The organism is Arenibacter aquaticus (assembly GCF_003957295.1).
Taxonomy (GTDB): Bacteria; Bacteroidota; Bacteroidia; order Flavobacteriales; family Flavobacteriaceae; genus Arenibacter; species Arenibacter aquaticus.
This window is the reverse complement of sequence record NZ_RQPJ01000011.1, coordinates 1-4,936: the sequence shown is the minus strand read 5'-3', so window position 1 is coordinate 4,936 and position 4,936 is coordinate 1. Positions and strand designations below refer to the sequence as shown.

Here is a 4,936-nt window from a genome sequence, read left to right as displayed (position 1 = left end):
TATCCCCAAAGTTATCTGTCCAAAATGACTCATTGTCCATGGCAATTTCCTTGAGCTTGGGAACAACTCCCATATCCCCCTTTAAGATAATCAGCTTTTGTGCCGTATTCCTATACCATCCATTGGGATGTCCTAAATACTCTACCAATTCCTCCGCGGATTTATCCAAAAGCCCAGGTTTTCCTCCTGGCTCAATATCTTCTTGGATTAAACTGTATATCCTTCCCATTCCTATATTCTTATCCAAACCTTTGCGAAGAATAACCGGTCTTAAATGACTACCTTCCCTTGTCCAGTTCCCTTCCTGAATAATACCACGGTACATATCTACAATGTAAAGACTCCCATCAGGTCCGGTTTTTGCCTGTACAGGTCTAAAGTTCAAATCTGTAGATGCTAGGAACTCGGCCTCATCATAGGCATTGTAAAGTACTTTTTTTCCGTTCTCATTTTTTACTTTTGCCCTACGTATCCATCTCGCCACAGGTTCACAGATAAAAAGATCCCCGTAGGCGGATGGAGGCAATTTATGGCCCCTATAAGTCGGTCATCCAAAGCAATAACAGACTATCTATAAAGACGATACTCTTGTCCATTTTTCCATCCCCACCCAAGTCGTCCAAGAGTTTTATCTGAATATAAGGTTCATCTTCCCAATCTGCAGCTACAGTTTGCATATTATTATCCATTTGGGCCACATACATTTTACCGTCCCAAGCCATGGCCACCGGCTCATCCACCATAGGTTCTGATGCTACCAATTCTATCTTTTCCCAATCATCTACACGTGCAATGGGCCATAAAGGCCTTGGAAGCGGGCAAACACGTTTTGGTAGAAAAACCCATTGGGCTTTCCAGTACGGAAGCCAAAAAATTGTTGAAAGCCTCCCAGAAACACCCACATTTAAAGGTAATGGAAGCCTTTATGTACAGGCATCACCCACAGTGGATAAAGACCAAGGAACTAGTGGACCAAGGAGCAATTGGTGACATAAAAACAATACAGTCTTCCTTCTCCTTTTTTGAGGACGATCCCAAGAGCATTGTAAACAAAAAGGAATGGGGTGGTGGCAGCCTTATGGATATAGGCTGCTATTCCATTTCCCTGTCCCGATTTATTTATGGCTCCGAGCCCAAAAGTATTGCGGCGATCATAGACTATCACCCGGAATTTAAAGTAGACGTACTGGCCTCCGGTATACTGGAGTTTGAACAGGGCACGTCTATTTTTTTCAGCTCTACACAATTGGCAGACAATCAACAAGCACAAATTTTTGGTACCAAAGGAAATATTAAATTTGAATGGCCCTTTAACCCACCTACAGACAAGCCTTCCAAAATATGGGTCACCATAGGCGATGATTGTAAGACCATTGAATTTGAGACCTGCAATCAATACAGCCTACAGGCCGACCTGTTTGCCTTGGCCATTATAAACAATACCCCGGTGCCCACTCCCCTAGAGGATGCCATCTATAATATGATGGTCATTGAAAAAATGGAGGAAAGTAATTTAAAAAAAAAGCGTGTAACGCTCTAATAGCTTCTTCAGTCTGAAGATCGAATTCAAAGTTAATACTTTCATCTATCATCTAGTAACTAGATAAAGCCCAATCCCTACAACAAAGGAATTGGGCTTATTTTATATTTTTAAAGTACTTATTTATCTAATTTAATTTTTGACAAAGCGCTTTACCATAACCTCCCCTAGGTTATCATGCCCCATGATATAATACATACCATTGGCCATATCTTCTACATTCATTTCATTATCTTCGTTACCTGTTATGGTTCTAACAAAAATACCTGTTTGTGTATATACATCCCAACTAGAATTAGGACTTATTCCCTCTCCTGTGATTCGGATTGTAGAGGTGGACGGATTGGGAAATAACACCACGGAATCTGTTTCCTCCAATGGTGGGCCAAAACTGAAAGTTGACATTTTTAAAGCCACAGCTCCCGAAGTAGCACTGTTGTTGCCTGCAGGTCCCAACAACTGGATCTCTGCCAATTGTGTTTCCGGTTGATTGTCATCATTCTTGGCAATTACCAATTTGTAATGTGTATAGGATGTGGTATTGGGGAAGGTCCATTCAATTCTTTCATAACGGGAGGTGAAATCTATTCCGTTCTGTTTTGTCAATTCATCGTAATTCACCCCATCATTAGATGCTACTAAAAGAATTTTTTGAGGATCTGTACCCAAATTATCATCCGAGCTTATCAAAGCCAGTTTATTTACAATTTTAGCTTCAGGGAATTCTATTTGTAGCCACGAGGGATCATCATTTTTAGGTATTCCAGAAGCATCCACCCATTTGGAAAAATCATTGGGTGTGTATCTATTGTCAATAGCCCTATATCGGCTTTCACCCTCATTCTTTTCGGACCTTGCCGTAATAATACCACCAAAATCGGTATGATCTACCTCGGTATCCTCGGCTAGAATGGTTATATAACCAGTCTTAAGGAGTTCATCTTCCCCTGCAATATTGGCGACTCTCAAACTCACATCATAATCACCCGGGATAGGATATTCTACTACTGGGTTCTGAAGGTTACTAGCAGCAGGAATTCCACCCTCAAATGTCCAAGACCAAGACGTGGAACTGTCCGAAGATTGATCTGCAAAAGTTATGTTATCCCCCTCCACGGCAGTCGTACGATCTGATGAAAAGTTGGCAATTGGAGCCGGAGTACTGTCATTTTCGATTTTGATCTGTCCAATGTTAATACTGAAATCACTTACGGCGGTTGGAGACGACATCTCCAAGCCTATTACCGCTATCTCCAGACCATTATATTGTCCCAAATCAATTCTCTTTGTAGACCAGCCGCTATCTGGACTATCTCCCAAGTCGAAGCTTACAAAACTATTGGAGTCATCGGAAAAGGACAACATAAGCTTGGTGTTACTAGACAGAGTTGCTCCCATTTTAAAAGTTACGTCGATTTTAGTATTGGCTGAAATACCCAGTTTTGTCTTATAAAGCTTTAGGCGATTAATGTCATCGGCATTAAGACTCCCAGCAATATTTAAAGATGAACCTCCATCAAAAGCCTGGGAAAAATCAAAACTAGGAATTAAAGGACTGTTGCCAGTTAAGGAAAATTGCCAAGTTGGGAGTATGTCTTGCTTGCCCATATCGTGCCAGTCCCTAACCGTTTCAACACCATTTACGGCAAATAATCTACCATGACCCGTATTGAAACTGGTTTTAAAGGGTAGGTTAGTAATAACCGATTTGGCGGGAATATAATTGCCCAATCCTTTCCATTTTCCAGAACCATCTGCCATATCTATATCCCGATCATCCCCTGAAAAAAATCGTCTCTCCGTGTCATAGAAATTTTCAACGTCATTGGGGTCGTCCCTATAATTGTTATATTTGGCATAAGTAAAATTGGTAGCGAAAAGTGCTATGGAGGTAAGAGGATCCGAAAGATTTCCGTTATTGAATATTTGATCTATCCAGGTTACATCGTCAAAAACGGGTTGGGCATTTCTATCGGGCCAAAGATCTGCTCCCATGTAAACATCAAATTTACTTCTACCCAGTACAGTAGTATAATTAGAGGAATTCTGGACATAGGCCGAATTCCAATTGTAATTTGTAAATATGGCATCTGACGTCCGATTTTGGTTTTCCAGGTCTTGCAGATAGGCATCGTTCAAGGAATTCAACTGATTTTGCCAAATAACGGGTCCTGTTTCTATCATTGCATCGTACCAATGGATTTCCATTTCTGCCGGTTTATTGTCCTGAAGATAGGCCATAAATGATCGCATGGCGGTTGCGACAGCCAAGGAGGTGGAGGTTTCCTGATTAAACAGCCATCCATCAAAACCATAATATAAGGCAATTTCGATCAGTTTGTCTGCTGCAATGTAATTGCCATTGGCATCCTGTTCCATGAAATTATCTATGACCGCAGAATTTCCTCCCCAAGCCGTAGGGGCGAAGAATACAGACCCTATTACCTTTACACCATTCTTATGTGCTGCATTTACCCATGGAGCGGATGGCAACACTATATTCTGGGAGGCCGTTCCTCCAAACCAGTTTAACACATCAATGTACTGCCAATGTGTAAAATTAAACAGATTAAATTGGTTTTGTTCTGTCATATAATTGCCCAAATTATTCATCCCATCAGGAGCGGATAGCACTTTAATATCCGTACTAAGTTGTGGGTTCAATTGTGAATTGGATGCAGAAAATCGCTTGGCCAGAGGCACAGTGGCAATATTATTGTCATCTGCGGTTGGGGCCGTTGGACTCCAATTTTTCAATTGGTCCACATTAAGGACATAGGGAGGCGATCCACCTTCTATTTGTGCTCTGGTAGATGGCAATAAAAATAAACTTAACAGCAAAAAAAAGAGTGAATTGAGTAGTTGTGCTTTCATTTTTAGGGGGTTTTTTAATAAACTAGCCATTTGGTTAAAGGTTAAACCTTTTCACAACAAGTGACCTAGTTTCGTTTGTTGATAAGTTAAGGGAATAATCGTTAAGTATTCTCAAATTTTCGATGAATAACCAGCGTGAGAATTCCAACGCTTATTATCTGCACTATCAATTCCTCAAAAAAAGCACTAGACGGGTGCATCTTTTTTAATTATTATGCCAGTAAATTTAGAATATACTATTTGTTACTGTTTCAACAGCTCCTGTAAGTTTCAATAGCTTTTCCTTTCCGTGTTTTTGGCACGGTTATCCTTAACCTCATTTTCATGGACCATGGGATCAACATCCTTAAGCTTTTCAAGTTTCAACTCCTTGTTAAAAACCCAAGTCCCTCTAAAAGTCCAAAGTTCATAGATTCTTTCAATGGGATAGTCCCTATCCCCAAAGTTATCTGTCCAAAATGACTCATTGTCCATGGCAATTTCCTTGAGCTTGGGAACAACTCCCATATCCCCCTTTAAGAT

The 4,936-nt window shown here is 40.6% G+C and carries 5 protein-coding genes; 1 reads left to right on the top strand and 4 read right to left on the bottom strand.

Going from position 1 to position 4,936, the window contains the following annotated elements:
- Both EHW67_RS13395 and EHW67_RS13390 read right to left on the bottom strand, forming a co-directional pair.
- On the bottom strand, positions 1-484 hold a 484-nt coding region (locus EHW67_RS13395), incomplete at its 3' end, for a DUF7133 domain-containing protein (protein ID WP_449371724.1).
- A 52-nt stretch (positions 485-536) separates the two neighbouring features.
- Positions 537-761: a DUF7133 domain-containing protein gene (locus EHW67_RS13390; RefSeq protein WP_126162907.1), complete on the bottom strand. Its 225-nt coding sequence runs from the start codon at positions 759-761 to the stop codon at positions 537-539.
- On the opposite strand from EHW67_RS13390, the gene EHW67_RS13385 reads away from it, so the two are divergent.
- A complete protein-coding gene (locus EHW67_RS13385) occupies positions 752-1,540 on the top strand; it encodes a Gfo/Idh/MocA family protein (protein ID WP_126162906.1) in 789 nt (262 codons plus the stop codon). The genes EHW67_RS13390 and EHW67_RS13385 overlap by 10 nt on opposite strands.
- A gap of 132 nt (positions 1,541-1,672) precedes the next feature.
- On the opposite strand, the gene EHW67_RS13380 is transcribed toward EHW67_RS13385, so the two are convergent.
- Positions 1,673-4,414, bottom strand: a complete 2,742-nt coding sequence (locus EHW67_RS13380) for an endo-beta-N-acetylglucosaminidase (protein ID WP_158285127.1) — start codon at positions 4,412-4,414, stop codon at positions 1,673-1,675.
- 270 nt (positions 4,415-4,684) lie between these two features.
- On the bottom strand, positions 4,685-4,936 hold a 252-nt coding region (locus EHW67_RS20385), incomplete at its 5' end, for a hypothetical protein (protein ID WP_158285126.1).

Bases quoted from the DNA above. Each gene is read 5' to 3' on its own strand.
- EHW67_RS13385 (WP_126162906.1), top strand. From the start codon at position 752: ATGCTACCAATTCTATCTTTTCCCAATCATCTACACGTGCAATGGGCC.
- EHW67_RS13380 (WP_158285127.1), bottom strand. From the start codon at position 4,414: ATGAAAGCACAACTACTCAATTCACTCTTTTTTTTGCTGTTAAGTTTA.